Genomic DNA, 20,362 nt, shown 5'->3' with positions numbered 1-20,362 from the left:
GCCTATTGCTGCTTGATCAGCGTGTTGACGGAAGAGGCAGCGGCCGAGACGCTGTTGGTTGCGAGCGACGCGCCGAAAAGAGCCCACGATGCCGAAACATACTGGTCAAGCAGGTGCTGCATGTCCGCCTCGGCCATCTTCCGGGACGGGGGGCTGTTGCCGCCTGCGTCATTCTCCGCCGGCGCCTGAGCATTCCCCGATGGACGAGATCCCATTGCGCCTTGCGCGGACTCCACCATCCCGCCGAGCGACCTCATCGTCGAATCGAACAGGGTGGAAGGATCGCCGCCGCCGGCGCCGCGCTTGGCGGACTCATCCATATATTCGTAGAGGTGGAATTCCTTTACGGCTTCCGTCGGAGCAGCGGGATTGCCGGCATCGCCATTGTTGCCGGTCCGCATGTTCTGGATATTCTGGGCAAGCTGCGCCGGTTCCGATCCTGCCGTTGTCGACATCGTCTTATGCGCAGTCATCTTGTTGGTCGCGACCGAGGGAGCTTCCTTGACCGCGGGCTTCATATATCCGGTACCCGCCGCCGCAGCGATGTTGATGTCCAGGCCTGCAGCGGTCGCGTCGGGCAGCAGTTCCATTGCGGCCAAGGGCATGGTCGAGGCGATTTCCATCTTTCCTGCTCCCTACTGCGTTGCGACGGAGGGCTTTGCCGATATTACGGGCTGGACGTCCACGGTTCGACCGCGAAAGACCCGGACATTGACGTCCCTGCTCGCCGTCATGGAGCCACCCAGACCGACGCTCTGCTTGACCAGTGCGATGTAGGATGGCGGTCCCGAAATCGTGACGGCTCGGTCCTTTCCGGAAACCCTCAAGGGAAAGCGGCTGTCCGAGACGCCAAGCCTGTTCAGCCGCTCGGCAAGATCGGGCAGCTTTTCGCTGTCCACCTCGACGATCTCGGTGCGCAGTTCCGCCTCCGTGACGATGTTGAGCGTCGATCCGTCATAATGCCAGACCAGTCCGTAGCGGTCGCACACCCAATTCAGAAACTCGCGAGCCGATCCGTGCACCCCGCCCGAATTCAGTCGCCCTTTGATGCCTTTGCCCAGCTTTGTCGAAATGCCGAGGTTGTGGCTGAACTCCATCAGGGCGGCATCCACCGGCTGATCGATCGCGATATATTTATATGGACCATCCGGCCAATCGGGCTCGATCGCACGGGCCGACTCGAGAGCTGCACCGACGAGCACCATCACCCCGAGAGCGATCCTCACGCATGCTGAAGTAGCCGCTTTGATTGTAACCTCGGGCACAAGTCCAATCCGTCATATCGATGGTATCGCCGACGCTGGCGCGCCGAAGACATAGCTCAGCCAAAGCTAGCCCTCTCGCGTGCGATCGGAAAATCCAAATGGATCGCGCCGGGCACTCGTTTCGGACGGAGCGGTCGACTATCGTCCGCGCCGGAAAGCAGCTGCCAGTTAGGAATTCGAAGATGTTGCGACGAATATCGTTCCACGCTCCCGGCCTTGCACATGCTTGGGTGGCGTGGATGGTTTTCCTTTGCGCGGCGACGTTCCTTGCGCAGGCTGAAGCGCTCGCCGAGAGCGGGGGCTACGATCCACGAACTTGGTCCTATGACGAAACGCACGACATATTGCTGACGCCGTCGGACCTTGAGGACGATGCGATCCGGCAGGAGCCCGCCAATTGGAGTCCCATACCGCGTACCGTCGTGACCTATGGCGGCCCGGAGAAGACTGGAACGATCCTGATCAGCACGTCGGAGCGGCGCCTTCGCCTTATCCTCGGCGAGGGCAAGGCTCTTCAATATGCGATTGGCGTGGGACGCGAGGGATTCAACTGGAGCGGCCGCGATCGTATCTCCGACAAGAGGGAATGGCCCGACTGGCGTCCGCCCGCCGAGATGATAGAGCGCGAAGCGAGCAAGGGCAGGTCTCTTCCGGCGAAGATGGAGGGAGGCCCGGAAAATCCGCTCGGCGCACGCGCGCTCTATATCGGCTCCACGCTCTACCGCATTCATGGCACCAATCAGCCCTGGACGGTCGGCAAGGCGAATTCGTCAGGCTGCATCAGGCTTACCAATGAGGATGTCATCGATCTTTATCAGCGGGTTGCCGTCGGCGCCCAAGTCGTCGTACGGCGTTGAGCTCCAACTTGTCGAGTTCCCAACCAACCCCCATTGTGCCAACCCCCATTGTGAATGTCGCGCCGGGTGGTGATCGAATGGAGCGACCAATGCGGCTGGCCCTTTTCGCAGTCCTTTGCGCACTTGCACTCGCCGGCTGCCAGACCACCGGCGCGACAAGCAAGACCACGGCCGCCGATACCGAGACGTCGCAGGCCGACCGGCTGGTGCGGCTTGCCGGCGACATCGAATCGCGGGGCGAGCATGATACCGCCATGGCACTTTACGCACGCGCGGCTGCATTGCCTGAAGCGAGCGCGGCAGCCAATGTCAAAGCCGGAGATGCCTACCTTCGAGCGGGTTATCTGGATGAGGCTATGACCCAGTACAAGGCGGCGCTGGTCAAGTCGCCCGACAACAGTCAGGCAATGTTTGGCCTTGGCTCCGCGCTGACCGACTCGGGGGATACGAATGCCGGCCTGCGCGCGCTTGGCGAGGCGGCCCCCATCATCAACACCAGCCGCGCCTATAATCGGCTCGGCGTGGCGCAGACCATGGCGGGGCAGACACAGGAAGCACAGAGCACTTTCGCCACGGCGCTCAGGCTGCAGCCCGATGATCTGGACCTGCAGATCAATATGGCGCTGGCGGCAGCGCTCGAGGGCAACGCTTCGGTCGCCTTGCCTATTGCACAGCGCGTGGCCGCGTCTGGCAAGGCCGAACTTAGGCACAAGAACAACATCGTCATCGTCTACGGTCTGCTCGGTCAGGACGTTCAGGTGAAATCCGCGCCGCCGACCGGCCTATCATCCAAGGAAATCGCCACCCTGCTGGCAAGATGCCGAGAGATCCGTACGAAGGGCAGCGTGAAGGCAAAAGCGGCCGCGCTCGGATCAATGACGGCCTGACCGCGCAGCGTCGGCAACCGCTCGATACGTATGGATTGAAACCATCCGGGAAAGGCGGCGCGTGCGGATGTCCTCGTTGGGCGCCGAAGAATAGGACCACAGAGGTCGCGGCCCAAACCCGAGGGGGTTGTAGCCGGTGTCGCATTGTCTGGTCGCCGGGACACTCCCCACCTCCGGCCAGCGTGCGCTCGATCTCGGAACGGGGCCGGGACAGTCGCCCGTGACTGGCGGCGATGGGCCTCACCGTGACCGCGTTGATCCCGCCGAAGCGCTACTTGCTTCACGAACCGTCAGTGGCGCAAAACACGCGGCGCTCTGCGAGGCGGCAAAGCTCGTTTCCTTGTGGATGGTTCAAACGCTAAGACAGGGTCCTTGAAAGCCAGGCATAACCGATCCGGCGCCAGTGCGTGGACGAAGGGGCGGCGGACCGCCCAAGAAGCCACATACCATTATTTCGCGACGCGGCTGCACGGGCGTCAGTCATCAGTTCAAATTGAGCGGGGCGACCTGTTTTGCTGCACTACGATCGCACGTGTGCCGATCTCGGGACCGACGGCCAGGGCTCCGATCTTGATCTTAACAAGGTCGCAGCCGCGCAGCTTGCTATCGATGGCGAGATCAAATAGCGCGCGATCACGGAGCCGAGCTTCGCGATCCAAGAAACAGCGGATCGCCCATACCTATCTCGGTTTCAGCGCTCGTTTCGCTCCGACCTTCCTTCCTGCATTCCAAGCGCGTCGCTCATGCGCTGCGGGATCGTATTGTGAAAAACTCCTTCGGCCACCACGGCCGGATGGATTGTGGAGTTTGCTTGTGGAGCCGGGAGCAGACCGGCAGCTTCGGACTGCCAATATTCAAGAGCGGACATTCAGGTTGATGTGGGCACCCTAGTGACTTGACTTGACCCTTCTCGGCTTTGCGGCAACCTACCTTCGAAATCCGGAGAACGCGTTTTTCTTTGTCGTTCAACTGGCGAAGGGACTCACGGCATTTGCCTCGGTGGTAAGGTGGCGGTTCAGACGTTTATCCAGCTAGCTCACAGTACGACCTATGCCGAGGTTCAGCGCGAATGCCGATCGAAACGGGCTGAGATGAGACTACTCCGCCCGCATGATGGCGGCGAGGCCGTGAAATTCGTTCGGCAATCTGCTTCTTGCAGAGTTTACGTCTGCCCGGCCAAGTCCTTGAATGCGAGCCCGGCCTTTTTGAGCGAACCGAGGAAGAAATCGACGTCCTCTGGTTGAATGATCCGCCTCGCGATCTCCAGCCGGAGGTTCTTGATCAAACCTGGCGCGTTTTCTTCAAGCCAGACACGTTCGCGCCGGGCGTCCGCTTCATATCCGCCCTCGCCGAAAATCGCGGCCGCGATGGTGTGATAGTTGGCATTGCCGTGAACCGTCGCTTTCCTGATCCACATGGCGGCCTGCGGATAATCGCCGCGAAAATAGGCGCAAAGGGCAAGCGCGGTCTCGTAATAGGCTAAGGGACCCGGATTGCGTGAGCGAGCTTCCTCGACCAACGGGCAGCCGTCGTCCCAACCTCCTGAAAGCGCTAGCCGATAGCCGTACTCGCCCATTAGTTCGGTATCGTTGGGGTTGATGATCAAGGCACGTTTGCCCACGATCAACGCCGCCTCGATCTCTTTGCTGAAATAGAGCGCGAACATTTCTGCCTGCAAACCGCGGATGTTGAGCGGGTCCAGCGCCACGGCCCGCCTTGCCGCGGCGAGCGCGCGAGCGATCGAGGCCGAAGTCGCGGCTTCGTCGGGAGGATAGAGGAATCGAATCTCGTCGATATAGGCTTGCGAAAGCAGCCCCCAGCCCGTGGCGTAGCCCGGGAAGCGCTCAACAGCCTTCTCCAGGCACGCACGCACCGCTGGAAGTGCTCTTTCCTCGAGCTTTGCGCGGTATGCGTAGAAGGAAAGCGTGCAGGAATAGGCAGCCCAATCGTCGGGAGGATTCGCGACGTTGAGCGAGGCGTCCGCCTGAAAGATCACGCCATATGTCTGGGCCAGGCTCGTAGCCACTTTCTGTGCGATATTGGCCTCAGTCTCGAGAAGCGCGGCGACTTTCATCTCTCCATCATAACTGTCCGCCCACAGCACGGAGCCGTCTGCCCGGTTTATGAACCTGATCCGAAGCCGGAAGGCGTCGGCCGACAGGTGGACGCTTCCCGCAAGAACAAAGCGCGACGGCGCGACCGAATTTTCGGGAGATTGGACGACGGTGACGTCCTTGAATTTAGAGAGTTGCCCGACAATCTCCTGGGTCAATCCGCTCGCAATCGCTCTGGAGGCTTCCGTTCCTGAAAGATCCTCAAACGTCTCGACCAGCAGTCGCGGAATCTCAGGCGAAGTCGGGCGGACGCCACCCCTCGCCAATCCGAATGCCACAACAGCCAATGCCGCGACGGTAGCCGCAAGAACCACTGTCAGCCATGATGTCCTCATCCATCGAGGAGGGGTCGGGACTTTCTCTGCCCACTCAACCGGCAAGGCCGGCTCAATAGCCTCGGGGGGCGATCGCACCGAGAACGTTGGAACGTAACCGCCTTTCGGGATCGTGATGAGAATTGGATCGTCGTGTCCGGCAGTGAGGTAGTAACGCTCGAGCCCGCGCCGGAGGTGGCCAGCCTCGATGCGGACAATCGGATCCGTCTGTGGGTCGAAGGACATATCGCGGCCGAACACCTCGACTGCGATCGAATAGGCCTTGATACGATCACCGCGACCCGCCAGCGTCTCCTCCACCACATGGCTGAGGAAGCGGCGCTCGCGACCGGTTGCATCGAAATCCGCGCTGTTGAGGATCCGGGCAAGCTGGGCACGGCAGTCCTCTGGGGCAAGCCTATGCCCACCCCCTGCGGCTGGTTCCGCCCGGATCACCTTGGTTCCCTCACCTGACGTTCTGGGGTGACTACTCCCAGTTATATTTCATTTTTCGCCGGTTACCTCTTCCGAATAACTTATATGCGCGAGCCAATTATTGCAATCCTCCAAGTAGTCTGAACAACCATTTGTGCAATGCAGCAGCGAATGACAACGAGTCAATCGTTAGGCGACATCACCGGCAGCGCGGTTTGAACTTGCGGTTTTTGCAGGCCTGGTGCCGACCGAGCTCGGCACGGCTGTTCCAGAAATTACGCTATCGCCCACGTAACTTACATTCCGCAGCCGCCTCCATGCGATAGGCTACGGTGGTTTCGGGAAAATACGAATTTGCGCCATGAGGATGCACGGCGAACCGGCTGATAGACAAAGAGCGGTCTCGGCGGCGGTGCGTCGGTTCCCGCAATTTGAATTGGCGATCCATCGGCTGATGGACCGAAGTGAGGGCTTTCAGGACATGTGCGAGGAACTTGCTGAAGCGGAGCTCGCACTCTCGAGGATTGACAAGATCCCGCCGGCATTGCGCGAGTCTAGACGAGCCGAATGGCAGGAACTGGTGGATCGGTTGGTTGGGGAAGTCGGAGCCGTGCTGCACGCGGACGCTACCCGGAAATCGCGTGTCATTCCCTGGCCGCCACGCCAGAACTAAGCGGAGACTAGCTTGGAATTTCTGTCTGGCAATCGACCTCTACAAACTATGGCAGCCGTGCTCCCGGCCCTGCTTGTCGTCTCGGCCGCGTGGGCCCAGGATGACACCCAGGATCTCGCCAAGAAGCTATCCAATCCGATCGCCTCGCTGATCAGCGTGCCGTTCCAGTTCAACTACGACCGCGGCTATGGCCCGAACGATGGTGACAAAGCGTATGTCAACGTGCAGCCGGTCGTCCCGATCACGCTCAACGACAACTGGAACCTGATATCGCGCACCATCTTGCCGATTGCCTGGCAGAACGACATTGCCGGACCATCCGGCGACCAGTTCGGGCTCGGCGACATAAGCCAAAGCCTGTTCTTCTCGCCTTCTTCCCAACCCACGGCAAACGGGATCATCTGGGGTGTCGGCCCAGTGTTTCTGTTGCCCACTGCGACTGATGCGTTGCTTGGCGGAAAAAAATGGGGAGCGGGACCGACCGGCGTCGTCTTGAAGCAGTTCGATGGATGGACGGTCGGCATGCTGGCCAACCACATCTGGTCATTTGCCGGCGACAGCGACCGCAGCGATATAAATTCCACTTTCCTGCAGCCTTTCGTCTCTTACACGACGAAGGACGCCTGGACCTTCACGCTCAATACCGAGAGTGCCTACAATTGGGAAGCGCATCAATGGTCGGTCCCGATCAACTTCCAGGTCTCGAAGCTGGTAGTGATCGACAAGCAGCCAATCAGCCTCTTCGCGGGTGTGCGGTATTGGGCGGTGAGCCCCGATAGCGGACCCGACGGCTTCGGATTCCGCACGGGAATTTCCCTGCTGTTCCCGAAGTAGAGCCAAGAAGAAATGAACCGCTGTCCGACATGAAGACGATCGAAATCCGATATCCATTAGCTGAGCAGCGGGAATGCATATACGATCGCATTGGGCATGTAGTGAAGGACGGAAATAGAGGGGACTTTATATGGGAATGATCCGAGCTCTCGTGATGGCCTCGGCGGCGGGAACAGCGGCAGCGCTGGTTGCGGTGCCGGCGATCGCTGCTGACGCCGCGACGCAACTTCCTGAAACCGCGCCCGCGCCTGCTGAAGCCGCGCCAGTCTGGACCTTCACCGCAGAGCCCTATTTCTGGATGGCAGGCATGAAGGGCAGGGTCGGCGTCAGGGGCCTGTCGTCGGTAGATATCGACGTCGATTTCGGCCAGATTTTCGACCACATCGATTGGTCTCCCCCGCCGGTCATGTTTGCTGGCGAGGCGCGCAATGGCCGCTACGCTCTGTTCACTGACTTCATCTACCTGGGACTCGAGGCCGATGGCACGTCGCCCGGTCCGTTGGCCCTTTTTTCGGCCGAAGCGAACATGAACACGGTGGTGTGGACCTTCGGCGGCTCCTATCGGGTCGTCGACAATGGCACCGCGACCCTGGACCTTCTGGCCGGCGGACGGCTTTGGCACCTCGATGCGGATCTGACCGTTACTGGCCCTCTCGCCATAAGAGAGGCCAGCGGCAGCAAGACTTGGGTCGACCCCATTATTGGTGTGGCCGGCGACGTTGCTCTCGGCAACGGATTCGGACTCCATGGCGAGGTTGATGTCGGTGGCTTCGGTGTTGGCGCCGACATCGACTGGCAAGTGCAGGGCACGCTTCAATACCGGTACAGCGATTCGGTCACGCTGGAAGCGGGCTATCGCTACCTTGCCGTAGACTACGCCGACGACGGATTTGTATTCGACATAGCAATGCAGGGACCAATCATCGGCGCCAGATTTCGGTTTTAAATAGATCACGGTCGCGTGTCTGATGTCCGCGCTAGCAATGCAGTGCTGATCGTTTCGCTCCCGGTCCGGGGGGCGGCTTTCGCGACCCGAGGTCGCTTTGGGACAGCTTCGAAACGGGAGAAGAGTTTGGGAAACTGTTTTGTGAGCCTGCCCAAAGTCAGGCGTGTCAGCAACGTTTTGTTGGCGTCGGCGTTGGTTGGCCTGCTGTGGGGGTGCGCGTCCCGCCCGACGAATGTGCTGCTGCCCGTGGCCGATACCTCTCCTTCCTCAAGCAAGGTGCAGATGCTGGTCACAACGACACGCAGTCGTTCCTCCAATCCGGCACAAATGTATACGGGCGAGCGCGGACTGGCTCCCTCGTTCGCGGAGATTACGGTGTCGATCCCTCCGGCATCGGTCCGCAAGGTTGGAGAGGTCGCATGGCCCAAGAAGCTGCCATCAAACCCGGCGACTGATTTCGCCGTCGTGCAGGCTCAAGAATTGACGCTCCAGACAGCGAAGGGCTGGCTTAGCGCCTCTGTCAGGAAGAGCCCGGATCACAGCGTCCTCGTCTTTATTCACGGGTTCAACAATCGCTTTGAAGACTCGGTCTATCGCTTTGCGCAAATCGCGAAGGATACGGGCACGCAGAGCGTCCCAATCCTGGTCACATGGCCCTCCCGAGGCAGTGCGCTGGCGTATGGCTACGATCGTGAAAGCACCAACTACACGCGAAATGCGCTCGAACTGCTGTTCCAATATCTTGCACGCGATCCTGAAATCAAGGAAGTTTCGATCCTCGCCCATTCGATGGGCAACTGGCTTGCGTTGGAAGGCTTGCGCCAGATGGCCATCCGCAATGGCGGCCTTCCGGCGAAGTTCAAGAACGTCATGCTGGCCGCGCCTGACGTCGACGTCGACGTGTTTCGCACTCAGATTGCCGACATGGGCAAACAGCACCCGCAGTTCACCCTCTTTGTCTCGCAGGACGATCGCGCGCTCAAAGTTTCGCGGCGAGTCTGGGGCAATATCCCCCGGCTCGGATCGATTGATCCGGAACAAGCTCCATACAAGGAAGAACTTGCGAGCAACAATATAACCGTCATCGATCTGACGAAAGTCAAATCCGGAGATCGTTTGCATCACGGCAAGTTCGCGTCGTCACCGCAGATCGTGCAACTGATTGGGGCGCGTATGGCCGGCGGCCAGACGTTGACCGACAACAGGATAGGCTTGGGCGACACGATCATTCAGGCAACAACCGGTGCGGCGGCCGCGGCGGGCAGCGCGGCAGGGCTGGTGATTGCGGCACCTGTTGCAGCTGTCGATCAAAACAGCAGAGAAAATTTGGGCAATCACATCGGCGCCTTGACGGGTTCCCAGACCAGCCAGACATCGAGTGCTGGCAAGGAATGCGTTGGTTTCGCTGCGTCCACAAAGGATTGCAAGAAGTAGTTCGTTAGTTAGCCAGCGGCGAGCGCGCAGCTCTATGGCGTGTCGCTCACCGCCTCCAAGAGGGTCTTGCTCTTTTTCAGGGTTTGGGTTGCCTGATGAGCAGCGGCGGCAGTTTCCCCGCCACTCTCGACGTGAACGGTGGGAACCGCGATCTTGATACCGTTTTCCGCGAATGCCGCCTTGATCATCATGAGTGCGCGCCGCTTGATGCCGAATTGGGTCCCGGGCTTCGTCGTCAACTTCATCCTGAGAACGATCGCATAGTCCCCGAAATTGTCGATGCCCTGCATCTTGAGCGGCTCGATCGTGTCGGCCGCAAATTCAGGATCGGCTGCCAGTTCCTGGCCTATCTTCTTGATCAGCTTGCGCGCCAGCTCCACGTCGGAATCATAGGTCACGCCGATCGTGATCTTGTCGATCACCCAATCCCTGCTCATGTTCTGGACCGCCCCGAGCTCACCGAACGGGACGGTATAGATGGGGCCGCGATGATGACGCAGACGCACCGAACGCAGGCTGAAGGATTCGACCGTGCCTTTGTAGCTGCCGCTCTGGATGTATTCACCGACCCGGAAGGCGTCGTCCATCATGTAGAACACGCCGCTCAGCACGTCCTTGACCAGGGTCTGCGAGCCGAAGCCGATGGCGATGCCGAAGATGCCGGCGCCGGCAATCAGCGGGAGTATCTGCACGCCGAGCCCAGCGAGGATCGTTAGCACGGTGACCGCGGCTATGAACACGGCAAGGGCGTTGCGGAATATCGGCAACAGCGTGCGCAGCCGGCCGCTGCGGGCCAGCTGGTCAGCGCTGCTCCCATCCGCCGGCGCGAGGTTCGTGTGATATTCGATCAAGGCCTTCGACAGTTGCCAGAGCAGGTCGGCGATCAGCAAAATGATGATGCCGTGGAGCAGCCCGGTTATCAGGAAGCCGTCGGTTTCGCTGAAGGTGAGGCTCGCGGCCCTGATCCGCCAGATATGGGCGAGCCATGCGACCGCCGCGGCAATGACCGCCGCCCTGGCGCCCCTGACAATGAGCACGTTGAGTACGACGCCCATCGCGCCGCTGCGCCTCGACCTGCCGGCCAAGGCCTCTGCCGCGGCGCCGACCCCGCGCAAGGCTGTCGGCAGCACCAGGGCGAAAATCCCAAGCCACAGGACGCCGAGCAGCCCGGCGACCCAAGCCCCCCAGAGCACGATCAGGGACAAGGTGAGAAACGATTGCTTGACCAGAGAGCCTCGCCCGTCGGGCCGTTGCCAGACGACGTCGATTGCAGTCGCCAGAATGCCAAGTCCGAACAGGAAGGCGACGAGCTCTGCAACCTCTCGAGAGAAACCCAGGCCAGGTATGAGGTTGGCGATCGCCCAGCCGAACAACAGGAACCCAGCCACGAGGCTGACTCGCCAACGCCAGAAACGGATCGAAGCCTCGCTTTCGAAAAGCGGAGTCGGCCTGTCCGAGGGGTCGCTCGTCGCACCGCCAAACGCAAACAGCAGTCGGGCTGCCGCGCGAACGACACGGAACGCGATGAACGCAAGAAGCAGGGTCAGAATGATCCTGCGGAGTAAGGGTGGCCATCCGAATGCCAAGAACGAACCGGCGCTGGCGAGCGCAAAAGTCAGCAGGGCGACAGTCTCGAAGAGGATCGCCTGTCCGGCGTCTCTCTGAGCAACCGCGCTCCTCGTCCTGGCGAGCGCCCGTCGGACCGCCCACTCGGCTCCGAATCCGACCGCGATCAAGACCGCCAGGATGCCCATAACCAGCCCTGGCCTGCCGGAGTTCACGTCACGCGAGACAACGTCGGTGGCGCGCGACAGTTCTTCCGGCAGGCGCGGGATCGCGGCGCCGAGCGCACCGATACGGGCACGAATACCCGCCTCCAGGCTCAAGATGTCCTCGGAAATGGACAGGCCGGGCTCGTCCGTGACCGCTGGAATCTTTCCCTCGAGCCATGCCTTTAGTTCCGGATCGGACAAAAGCTCGAGGAACTGCTTTGCCTTTTCGGGCGGAAGGTCGGGGGAAGGCTGTTGAGCTAGCGAACTTCCCTGCAAGAGCGCTAGCAAGAGCACGACGACAACTGGCAAGAACCCGAGCCGTAGCTTGTTCTTCATGAGCGCCTCGAGTTTTGAATGCCGCAGCTGCACATATCGGCTCCTCACCCTTTTATGGGCAACTGTTCTGGGTGCATGCTACGTCTCCGGGGAGAGTGGCTGCAAGCTAACGACGAGGCGGCGAGCAGGGCTTGCAAGCTTCTGAACTCGGCAGGAACTTCCGTCCAAGCCAGGAAACGTGCGTGCAAGCCGTCCACAAAGCGTCCCGCAACTTGCTCGAGACCTGTCATGAGCGATGGCATATCCGCGTCCACCGTTGGATTGTCGCTCACAATAGTCGCCCCATTTTGCTGCCGAATGCCAATTATGGTGTTCGCCGCTCGCAAGCGGAGATTATCGGTTGCCCTTGCGAACGGCCGTCTTGCTTTGGGCGGCTACGATCAGTTCACGTAGATGACGACGTAACGGCCGCCATAGGGCTGGTAGTATGTCCCGCCACACTGCCAAACCGTAGCGCCGTTGATGCTAGTTCTAACGCAGGCAGGGGGGAGTGCCGCCACGTATATCGTCGAGCGGCGGACGACCCGGCGCGTTGTGCGCCGCGCAACGCCGGCGACGCTGCCGGGCGTAAGCGGTCTGCCGACGCGCGCTTCCGCGCTGGAAACGATCGAACCTGCCGGAACGAAGTAACCGCCCATCAGGCTATCGGTTATTAGAAACGTCGTCATAAGAATGGCAACGGAGAGACGATTACGGAACATGCGCCGCGCGTTCATTTGCTGCCCTCCAGGACAAGTTCGCCGACCTCGTCAGAGTCTATCTGTTCCAGCTTTTTCGCGTTGGCTGGAGGCTTGAACGAAAACAGCTTGGCATCGACCTCGCCGGCTTTCCAGTTGCTGAACCGCAACGAATATTGCGGCGCGCCCGTCACCCATTTGGTGGTGATCACATATTTGACAGGTAGTTTCTGGGCGCCTTTGCTGATCCAGATCTGCCAATCCACGTCGTCATTGCGAAATGCCAGTTGATCGCATTCGACGCCGCCGACAAACGCGTCGCCGACCAGTCTCCCCGACGTAGCGCCTTCGGTCAAAACGGCATAAGGATCGGTGACTAGAAAATCGGCGCCCGCAACGTCGAGCCCGGTCGACACCCTGAATTCCTCGACCGCCTCATCAATCGACGCCCCAGGACTGTCCAACTGCGCATAGACGTTCATGTCCTTGCCGTGGACAGAGATTACCTTGCCGTCAAAGGTGAGTTCTACTTCGGCAAAAGGGCCTTTGCGGGTCATGTGGAAGCCGTCACCGCGGGACGCCTGGACGGAGCCGGAAGCGCTGTACTGCAACTTCTGGCCGGCCAGGTCGACGATCTCATGATCGGTGTCATAGTCGACCGTGAATGCCTGCAAGCTTTTGAGATGGTTTGTCATGGCCATAAGGATACCGTCAGCATCGGCGTCGATGACGTTCTGACCCCACGACGGCGAAACGGAAAGTGCCAGCCCGATTGAGACTGCCGCTATTCCGATAGATCGCAGCCGAGATCTAAAGGGGGACGTCAAGATTGCTTGGTTCATGTTTTTCTCCAATCCAGTGCTCGGCGATTCTTATTCGGGAGCGTGATCCGGGTTCACTTCAGCCAAACAGCGTAGGCCCGCCGTCAAACTGATCGGTTGGCTACAATCATCGACGCCGCAAAGTTTGAGGCGGTTGGATTCGTCTTGGCCAGTCCTCTACGGCTCATCAATTTTCGGCAAATTCGGCATGCGGAAGGGCGTCGCCGAATATGCCTGCTCCCTGCCAGGAGGTTTGCCGTTTGCTGCCATAGCGCCATCCCTTATGCGCTAGAATGCGCATAGTCTTTTTGATGGTGCCAGTATCCGTATGTAAGTTACGTAGTCGGGCTGTTGCTGGCGAAGCTGTATCCGCCGACGGTCGATTGACACGCTTGTGGCAGGCGGTCCCCAAAGAACCCGCAACGTCTTCCCGATCCAACCAAAGCTATTGCGCAATATCGCCACCGGAAGCCGGATCTCCCTACCGTTTGATGATCTGACTGACCGCTGCAGCCATCGCATCGTGCGGATGCGAAACGGACGCTGCGCGTGAACGCGCCTGGCTCGAAAAAATGTGCCGGATTTGGTGAAGAACACGAAGCAACAGGTCTCGATGCGGTTTATCCGTTCGGAGGACGTGGAGTTCTCCCTTGGCTCATTAAGGAAAGCCTGACTAACCTCAAGGACCGACCCTTGCGCTGGCCGAGCGGATTCTGCCCGTAGGTTACCGTTAATTACCTTCCGCCCCGAGCGGCAATAGGCAAATCTCACGAAAGACGATTTTGTCGAAGGCATGTTTGATGACGGCGCTCCCGAAAGGCGCTGACCTGGAGGAGACATCAAACTATGACCAATCTTGCCTACACCGCGAAGCGCTACCTGCTGTCCATCCTCCTGCTACTGGGGGTCGCTGCCTCTGCCACCGCGCAGAACGCCGATCAGCTTCCATCTTGGAATGACGGAAAGGCCAAGCAGTCCATCGTCGCCTTCGTCGAACGTGTAACTGCGGAAGGCGCGGCAGGCTTCGTGCCCGAAGCAGAGCGCGTCGCCGTCTTCGACAATGACGGCACGCTATGGGGCGAGCAGCCGCTGTACTTCCAGCTCCTGTTCGCACTCGATCGGGTCAAGGCAATGGCGCCGCAGCATCCGGAATGGAAGGACAAGGAGCCCTTCGCCTCCCTGCTGAAGGGCGACGTTAAGGCCGCACTCGCCGGCGGCGAGCCCGCGATTGTGGACATCATCATGACCACGCATTCCGGCATGACAACGGAGGAATTCGACCAGATCGTCCGCACCTGGATTACCACCGCCAAACACCCGAAGACCGGTCGGCTTTATACGCAGATGGTCTACCAGCCGATGCTGGAACTGTTGAGCTATCTTCGCGCCAACGGTTTCAAGACTTTCATCGTCTCCGGCGGCGGCATCGATTTCATGCGTCCATGGACGGAGAAGGTCTATGGCATACCGCCAGAGCAGGTCGTCGGCAGCAGCGGCAAGACCAAGTTCGAGATGCGCGACGGAACGCCGGTGCTCATGCGATTGCCGGAAATCAACTTTATCGACGACAAGGCCGGCAAGCCCGTCGGTGTCCACCATCACATCGGCCGGCGGCCCATCGCCGCCTTCGGCAATTCCGACGGCGATCTGCAGATGCTGCAATGGACCTGTTCCGGTCCCGGACCGCACTTCTGTCTCTATGTGCATCACACCGACGCGGATCGCGAATGGGCCTACGACAGGGATTCTTCCATCGGACGCCTGGACAAGGGTCTCGACGAAGCCGGAATCATGAGCTGGACAGTTGTCGATATGAAAGCCGACTGGAACAAGGTGTTCACGTCCGAGCCTTGATCCTTCTTATCGCGGCCCCGCTGCATTGCGCGCAGAACGTGACAAATACTGCCAAAGAGGCCCGGCGCAAAGCCTGCCCGGACAAAGACAGACAGGGAGGATCGAAGCATGACGGGCAATGACTTGTTGAAGGTCGGTGCGGCGGCGCTGACGCTGCTGCTTGGCGGGTTTGGTTCGGCGCACCCTGTCCTTGCACAAGAACAGATCGCGGCGGCTGACGCTTCGGGCGATGCGACGACTTCGCCGGAGCCGCTGAGCGCCGACGAGATGGAGGTGCTGGTCGCGCGGATTGCCCTCTACCCGGACGAGCTGATCGCGGTGATCACCGCGGCTGCGCTATATCCGCTGCAGATCGTCGAGGCGGCACGCTTCCTCGAGCGGTACGAGAAGGACAAGGGCCTGAAGCCGAAGGGGAGCTGGGACGGTTCGGTTGTGTCGCTGCTCAACTATCCGGATCTTGTAAAGCTGATGAGCGACGACCTGGAGTGGACGCAGGCGCTCGGCGATGCCATCGCCTACCAGCAGAAGGACGTGCTGGTCGCCATCCAGCAGTTGCGCGACGAGGCGGTCGCCAAGGGCGTGATCAAGACCGACGACAAGATCCAGGTGGTCAAGGAGAACGACAATTTCGTCATCAAGTCGGCGAGCTCCGAAGTGATCTACGTCCCGCAATATCCGCCGCAGATGTTTTATGAGCCGGATTACGTCTGGGAGCCGATCCGCTATTATCCCGACCCTTACCCATACTATGCGTATCCGGGGGCGACATTCTTCGCCGGGGCGGTAACGGGCGCCATCTGGGCCGCCGCCGTCGACTGGGATGATTGGGGCGTGTGGGGCGGCCGCTGGAACGGCAACGACATCGACATCGACTGCAACAATTGCTTCAACAATCGCGACTTCAACGGCAAGATCAACTTCAACGACGTCGACTGGAAGAACATCGACCGCGACAAGATCAACATTGATCGCAACCAGTTCAACAAGTTCGACCAAACCAACATCAAGAACCGGATCGAGAAGAAGGGCGACAACGCCATCCGCGACCGCGCCCGCGACATCAAAAAGAACGACAGCCTCGCCAACAGGGTGCCGGGCAAGACGGCCGGAACGAGAGACATCCGCAAGAGCACGCTGGACGGGCTGAAGGCGAAGCCCGCCAACGTGACCCGCCCCGCCAAGCCCGCCAACATCCAGAAGCCTGCGGCCAAGCCTACCGCCAACCGCTCGGCGGCGAAGCCGGCCAAGGTGAACCGACCGCCTGGCAAGCCAAAACCTGCGGCAAAGGTCGACAACCGGCCGAAGAAACCGTCGGGGCTTGGCAACGTCGATCGCGGAAAGGTGACCAAGGTCAGCTCCAACCGCGGCCACCAATCGATGGGGGGCGGCAGCCGAGGTGGCGGCCACAAGCAGATCAAGCGGGGCGGCGGCGGACGTCGGCGTTAACGGAACGGGAGGGACAGGATCATGACACAAATGTTCAGCACCACCCGTCGCACGGGACTTTTGCATGCGATTCTTCACCGCTCTGTCTGTGCCGTGGTGCTTGCAGCCGCCATTGCTGTCTCGCAGCCGGCATCCGCGCAGGACGCGCCGCAAGCGCCGGAGATCACAGCGTTTGCGGCCGCCGCCGAGCCGCCCGTCTTCGACACGCCGGAAGCAGCGGTCGAAGCATTCAAGCAGGCCCTGAAAGACGCCGGCAACGGTGCGGTTGCGGCACTTCTCGGCCTCGATGCGGAAAAGCTGAAGGCCGACGAGAACTCGGACGAGACGCTGGCGGCGATCAAGGAGGGTGTGGCCAAGCAGCTTGTCCTCGATGGCGAGGGCGATCGCCGCACGCTGCAGATCGGCGACAAGCTGTGGCCGCTGGCTTTTCCGATCGTCAAGAGCGAGGACGGCAAGTGGGCGTTCGACACCTACGCCGGGCTCGAAGAGATCGTGAACCGATATGTCGGCGAGAACGAGCTCACCGCGATCGGGACGATGCGCGCCTATGTCGACGCGCAGGAGGACTATGCATCGCAGGACCGCGACGAGGATGGCGTGGAGGAGTTCGCGCAGAAACTGATCAGCTCGGAAGGCGCGACCGACGGGCTCTACTGGCCAACCGACGACATCAACGGCGAGAGTCCGGCCGGTGGCAATATCGATCCGGTCGAGCTCGAGGACGCGGCCAAGGGCGAAGGCTATTTCGGCTACAAGTACAAGATCCTGACCGGCCAGGGCGACCATATCGCCGGCGGCGGCTACGACTACGTCATCAACGGCAACATGATCGCCGGCGTCGGCCTCATCGCCTGGCCTGCCAAATACGGCGAAACCGGCGTGAAAACCTTCGCCGTCAACCAGCACGGCGTCGTCTACGAGACCGACCTCGGCCCAACCACCGAGCTGATCGTCAAATACATCGACCGCTTCAACCCGGACGATACCTGGCAGGTCGTGGCCGATTGAGAGAAAAGCGTTCTAGTGAAGAACACGCAGCAAGGGGACTCGTTGCGGTTTGCCCGTTCGCAGGACGTGGAGTTCTTCCTTGGCTGATTGAGGAAAGCCGGACTCACCTCAACGACCGACTTTTGCGCTGGCCGAGCGGATTCTGCCCGTAGGTTACCGTTAATTACCTTCCGCCTTGAGCGGCAATAGGCAAACCTCACGAAGGGGCAACCTATCTGCCCTCCAAAGACATGTGGCAAGTGCGCCGCCGAGGGAGATCACGATGAGCGATGGCACCGACAAGATCAACCGTAGCGTCCTTCCAATACCGACACGTCCGCGAACCGGTCTCATCACCTACGACGCCAAGGATCCGGAATCGAAGTATCCGGTCATCCAGCAGCTGCGTCCGCCAAAGGGCGCTCCGAACGTCTTGGTGATCCTGCTCGACGATGTGGGCTTCGGCGCCTCAAGCGCCTTCGGGGGTCCGTGCCAGACGCCCAACGCCGAACGACTGGCTGCCGGCGGTCTCAAGTACAATCGCTTCCATACGACAGCTCTTTGCTCGCCGACGCGCCAGGCGCTGCTCACGGGTCGCAACCACCACTCGGTCGGCATGGGCGGCATTACCGAGATCGCCAGCGGCTCGCCCGGTTATTGCTCGGTCCTGCCGAACACGGCTTCTCCACTGGCAAAGACACTGAAGTTGAATGGCTATGCGACCGCACAGTTCGGCAAATGCCACGAGGTCCCGGTGTGGGAAACGAGCCCGGCAGGCCCGTTTGACGCGTGGCCCACCGGTGGCGGTGGCTTCGAATATTTCTACGGCTTCATCGGCGGCGAAGCGCATCAATGGTATCCGTCACTGTATGAGGGCACCACGCCGATTGAAGTGCACAAGACGCCGGAAGAGGGCTACCACTTCATGGCTGACATGACCGACAAGGCGATTGCCTGGGTCGGCCAGCAGAAGGCGCTTATACCAGACAAGCCCTTCTTCATGTATTTCGCGCCCGGCGCAACCCACGCTCCCCACCATGTTCCGAAAGAGTGGGCGGACAAGTATAAGGGCAAGTTCGATCAGGGCTGGGACAAGCTGCGCGAGGAGACCTTCGCCCGCCAGCTCAAGCTCGGTGTCATTCCCTCCGACTGCCAGCTGACGCCGCGTCACGAGCAGATTCCTGCCTGGGATCAAATGCCCGAGGAGATGAAGCCTGTTCTGAGGCGTCAGATGGAGGTCTACGCCGGATTCCTGGAATACGCCGACCACCACGTCGGGCGGCTCCTCGACAGCCTCGACCAGATGAAACTGACCGATGACACGCTCATCTACTACATCATCGGCGACAACGGCGCTTCGGCCGAGGGAACGCTGATCGGCTGCTATAACGAAATGGCCAATTTCAATGGCCTGGCCGCTCTCGAGACACCACAATTCCTTATGGAGCGGCTGGACAAGCTCGGCGGACCGGACTCCTACAACCACTTTGCTGTCGGCTGGGCGCACGCCATGAACACGCCTTACCAGTGGACAAAACAGGTCGCTTCGCACTGGGGCGGGACCCGAAACGGCACGATCGTGCACTGGCCAAACGGCATCGCAGGGAAGGGTGAGGTCCGCTCCCAGTTTCATCATGTCATCGACGTCGCACCGACCATACTGGAAGCAGCCGGGCTCCCCCAACCACAGGCGGTAGACGGTGTTGCCCAGATGCCGATCGAAGGCGTCAGCATGCTCTATTCGTTCAACGATGCGAAGGCAGCGGAGCGGCACGAGACCCAATACTTCGAGATGTTCGGAAACCGTGGCATCTACCACAAGGGTTGGACCGCGGTGACGCGGCACAAGACGCCGTGGCTGTTGCACGGAGAGACGGTCCCAGCCTTCGACGACGACATCTGGGAGCTTTACGACACCAGCAAGGACTGGAGCCAAGCCAACGATCTGGCAAAGCAGATGCCGGACAAACTGCATCAGCTCCAGCGCCTGTGGCTGATCGAGGCCGCCCGTTACAATGTGCTGCCGCTGGACGACAATGTCGCCGCTCGCTTTGACTCTGATCTGGCGGGGCGGCCGGTTCTGATCAAGGGGAAATCGCAGATCCTGTTCGGAGGCATGGGTCGCCTGTCGGAGAACTCCGTCCTCAATCTCAAGAACAAGTCGCATTCGGTGACCGCCGAGATCGAGGTGCCGTTAGGCGGCGCCGAAGGGGTCATCATTTCCCAAGGAGCCAATATCGGCGGCTGGAGCCTCTACGCCAAGGGCGGCAAGCTCAAATACTGCTACAACCTGATCGGCGTACAGCATTTCTTTGCCGAATCCGCCGGTGCAATCCCGCCCGGAGCGCATCAGGTCCGCATGGAATTCGCCTATGCAGGCGGCGGTCCTGCCAAAGGCGGCACGGTGTCCTTGTTCATCGACAGCAAGAAGGTCGGAGAAGGCGCTGTGGGCGCAACTGCGCCATCGGTCTTCTCGGCGGACGATGGCTGCGATGTCGGTTGCGACACTGGAGCGCCTGTTTCGCCGGACTACGGCCCGCGTGGAAACGCGTTCAACGGAGTCATAAAAGGCGTGCAACTCGCCATTGGCGAAGACGCCGAGCATGCCGACCACCACGTCTCGCCGGAAGAGGCGCTTCGCGTCGCCCTGGCGCGGCAGTAAGGGGCGTCGTGTTACGGAGGGGCGGCGCCGGCAACGGCGTCGCCGTCC

General features: G+C 60.5%; 15 protein-coding genes and 1 pseudogene. 9 read left to right on the top strand and 7 right to left on the bottom strand.

The annotated features are described in order from the left end of the window. Positions 1-2: 2 nt before the first annotated feature. Together ABID19_RS21575 and ABID19_RS21570 are read right to left on the bottom strand one after the other, a co-directional pair. Positions 3-623 (bottom strand): hypothetical protein, encoded by a 621-nt coding sequence (locus tag ABID19_RS21575; protein ID WP_354492981.1) that lies wholly within the window; start codon positions 621-623, stop codon positions 3-5. Positions 624-635: 12 nt separating this feature from the next. Continuing rightward, positions 636-1,226, bottom strand: a complete 591-nt coding sequence (locus ABID19_RS21570) for a type III secretion protein (protein WP_354492980.1) — start codon at positions 1,224-1,226, stop codon at positions 636-638. A 278-nt stretch (positions 1,227-1,504) separates the two neighbouring features. Here ABID19_RS21570 and ABID19_RS21565 point away from each other — a divergent pair, with 278 nt between their 5' ends. Both ABID19_RS21565 and ABID19_RS21560 read left to right on the top strand, forming a co-directional pair. Continuing rightward, a complete protein-coding gene (locus tag ABID19_RS21565; protein ID WP_354492979.1) occupies positions 1,505-2,122 on the top strand; it encodes a L,D-transpeptidase in 618 nt (205 codons plus the stop codon). 89 nt (positions 2,123-2,211) lie between these two features. Beyond that, positions 2,212-3,009 (top strand): tetratricopeptide repeat protein, encoded by a 798-nt coding sequence (locus ABID19_RS21560; RefSeq protein WP_354492978.1) that lies wholly within the window; start codon positions 2,212-2,214, stop codon positions 3,007-3,009. Between the two features lie 463 nt (positions 3,010-3,472). Here the strand turns inward: ABID19_RS21560 and ABID19_RS21555 are convergent. After that, positions 3,473-3,704, bottom strand: a pseudogene (locus ABID19_RS21555) (site-specific integrase); the annotation flags it as partial. A gap of 467 nt (positions 3,705-4,171) precedes the next feature. Further along, positions 4,172-5,893: a hypothetical protein gene (locus ABID19_RS21550; RefSeq protein ID WP_354492977.1), complete on the bottom strand. Its 1,722-nt coding sequence runs from the start codon at positions 5,891-5,893 to the stop codon at positions 4,172-4,174. A 700-nt stretch (positions 5,894-6,593) separates the two neighbouring features. Between ABID19_RS21550 and ABID19_RS21545 the strand changes: the two genes are divergently transcribed. The 3 genes from ABID19_RS21545 to ABID19_RS21535 all read left to right on the top strand — a co-directional run bounded on the left by ABID19_RS21545 (position 6,594) and on the right by ABID19_RS21535 (position 9,759). Further along, positions 6,594-7,379: a transporter gene (locus ABID19_RS21545; RefSeq protein WP_354492976.1), complete on the top strand. Its 786-nt coding sequence runs from the start codon at positions 6,594-6,596 to the stop codon at positions 7,377-7,379. Between the two features lie 154 nt (positions 7,380-7,533). Then, positions 7,534-8,325 carry a porin family protein gene (locus tag ABID19_RS21540; RefSeq protein ID WP_354492975.1) on the top strand — a complete coding sequence of 264 codons (792 nt, stop codon included), beginning with the start codon at positions 7,534-7,536 and terminating at the stop codon, positions 8,323-8,325. A 141-nt stretch (positions 8,326-8,466) separates the two neighbouring features. Continuing rightward, positions 8,467-9,759, top strand: coding sequence for an alpha/beta hydrolase (locus ABID19_RS21535; RefSeq protein ID WP_435528759.1), 1,293 nt, complete (start codon positions 8,467-8,469; stop codon positions 9,757-9,759). Between the two features lie 32 nt (positions 9,760-9,791). Here ABID19_RS21535 and ABID19_RS21530 read toward each other — a convergent pair whose 3' ends face one another. The 3 genes from ABID19_RS21530 to ABID19_RS21520 all read right to left on the bottom strand — a co-directional run bounded on the left by ABID19_RS21530 (position 9,792) and on the right by ABID19_RS21520 (position 13,386). Further along, positions 9,792-11,867, bottom strand: coding sequence for a mechanosensitive ion channel family protein (locus tag ABID19_RS21530; protein WP_354492974.1), 2,076 nt, complete (start codon positions 11,865-11,867; stop codon positions 9,792-9,794). Positions 11,868-12,247: 380 nt separating this feature from the next. Further along, positions 12,248-12,583 carry a hypothetical protein gene (locus tag ABID19_RS21525; protein WP_435528758.1) on the bottom strand — a complete coding sequence of 112 codons (336 nt, stop codon included), beginning with the start codon at positions 12,581-12,583 and terminating at the stop codon, positions 12,248-12,250. After that, positions 12,580-13,386: a DUF2092 domain-containing protein gene (locus tag ABID19_RS21520; RefSeq protein WP_354492973.1), complete on the bottom strand. Its 807-nt coding sequence runs from the start codon at positions 13,384-13,386 to the stop codon at positions 12,580-12,582. The genes ABID19_RS21525 and ABID19_RS21520 overlap by 4 nt, the downstream gene beginning before the upstream one ends. 825 nt (positions 13,387-14,211) lie before the next feature. On the opposite strand from ABID19_RS21520, the gene ABID19_RS21515 reads away from it, so the two are divergent. From ABID19_RS21515 to ABID19_RS21500, 4 genes are all read left to right on the top strand, one after another. Then, entirely contained in the window at positions 14,212-15,219 is a 1,008-nt protein-coding gene (locus ABID19_RS21515; protein ID WP_354492972.1) for an HAD family hydrolase, read from the top strand. A 108-nt stretch (positions 15,220-15,327) separates the two neighbouring features. Further along, complete coding sequence (locus tag ABID19_RS21510; protein WP_354492971.1) at positions 15,328-16,665, top strand: DUF3300 domain-containing protein; 1,338 nt, start codon at positions 15,328-15,330, stop codon at positions 16,663-16,665. Between the two features lie 30 nt (positions 16,666-16,695). After that, a complete protein-coding gene (locus ABID19_RS21505; protein ID WP_435528762.1) occupies positions 16,696-17,673 on the top strand; it encodes a DUF2950 family protein in 978 nt (325 codons plus the stop codon). A gap of 262 nt (positions 17,674-17,935) precedes the next feature. Then, complete coding sequence (locus tag ABID19_RS21500) at positions 17,936-20,314, top strand: arylsulfatase (RefSeq protein ID WP_354492969.1); 2,379 nt, start codon at positions 17,936-17,938, stop codon at positions 20,312-20,314. The last annotated feature ends 48 nt before the right edge of the window (positions 20,315-20,362 follow it).

Source organism: Mesorhizobium robiniae (genome assembly GCF_040545535.1).
GTDB classification, from domain to species: domain Bacteria; phylum Pseudomonadota; class Alphaproteobacteria; order Rhizobiales; family Rhizobiaceae; genus Mesorhizobium; species Mesorhizobium robiniae.
Note: the sequence above shows the minus strand (reverse complement) of the source record. Positions and strands in the feature narration are given on the sequence as shown.

What these genes read in the sequence shown, in the direction of transcription:
- ABID19_RS21575 (WP_354492981.1), bottom strand. Translation starts at nt 623, where the DNA reads ATGGAAATCGCCTCGACCATGCCCTTGGCCGCAATGGAACTGCTGCCC.
- ABID19_RS21565 (WP_354492979.1), top strand. Translation starts at nt 1,505, where the DNA reads ATGGTTTTCCTTTGCGCGGCGACGTTCCTTGCGCAGGCTGAAGCGCTC.
- ABID19_RS21560 (WP_354492978.1), top strand. Translation starts at nt 2,212, where the DNA reads ATGCGGCTGGCCCTTTTCGCAGTCCTTTGCGCACTTGCACTCGCCGGC.
- ABID19_RS21545 (WP_354492976.1), top strand. Translation starts at nt 6,594, where the DNA reads ATGGCAGCCGTGCTCCCGGCCCTGCTTGTCGTCTCGGCCGCGTGGGCC.
- ABID19_RS21540 (WP_354492975.1), top strand. Translation starts at nt 7,534, where the DNA reads ATGGCCTCGGCGGCGGGAACAGCGGCAGCGCTGGTTGCGGTGCCGGCG.
- ABID19_RS21530 (WP_354492974.1), bottom strand. Translation starts at nt 11,867, where the DNA reads ATGAAGAACAAGCTACGGCTCGGGTTCTTGCCAGTTGTCGTCGTGCTC.
- ABID19_RS21525 (WP_435528758.1), bottom strand. Translation starts at nt 12,583, where the DNA reads ATGAACGCGCGGCGCATGTTCCGTAATCGTCTCTCCGTTGCCATTCTT.
- ABID19_RS21520 (WP_354492973.1), bottom strand. Translation starts at nt 13,386, where the DNA reads ATGAACCAAGCAATCTTGACGTCCCCCTTTAGATCTCGGCTGCGATCT.
- ABID19_RS21515 (WP_354492972.1), top strand. Translation starts at nt 14,212, where the DNA reads ATGACCAATCTTGCCTACACCGCGAAGCGCTACCTGCTGTCCATCCTC.
- ABID19_RS21510 (WP_354492971.1), top strand. Translation starts at nt 15,328, where the DNA reads ATGACGGGCAATGACTTGTTGAAGGTCGGTGCGGCGGCGCTGACGCTG.
- ABID19_RS21505 (WP_435528762.1), top strand. Translation starts at nt 16,696, where the DNA reads ATGTTCAGCACCACCCGTCGCACGGGACTTTTGCATGCGATTCTTCAC.
- ABID19_RS21500 (WP_354492969.1), top strand. Translation starts at nt 17,936, where the DNA reads ATGAGCGATGGCACCGACAAGATCAACCGTAGCGTCCTTCCAATACCG.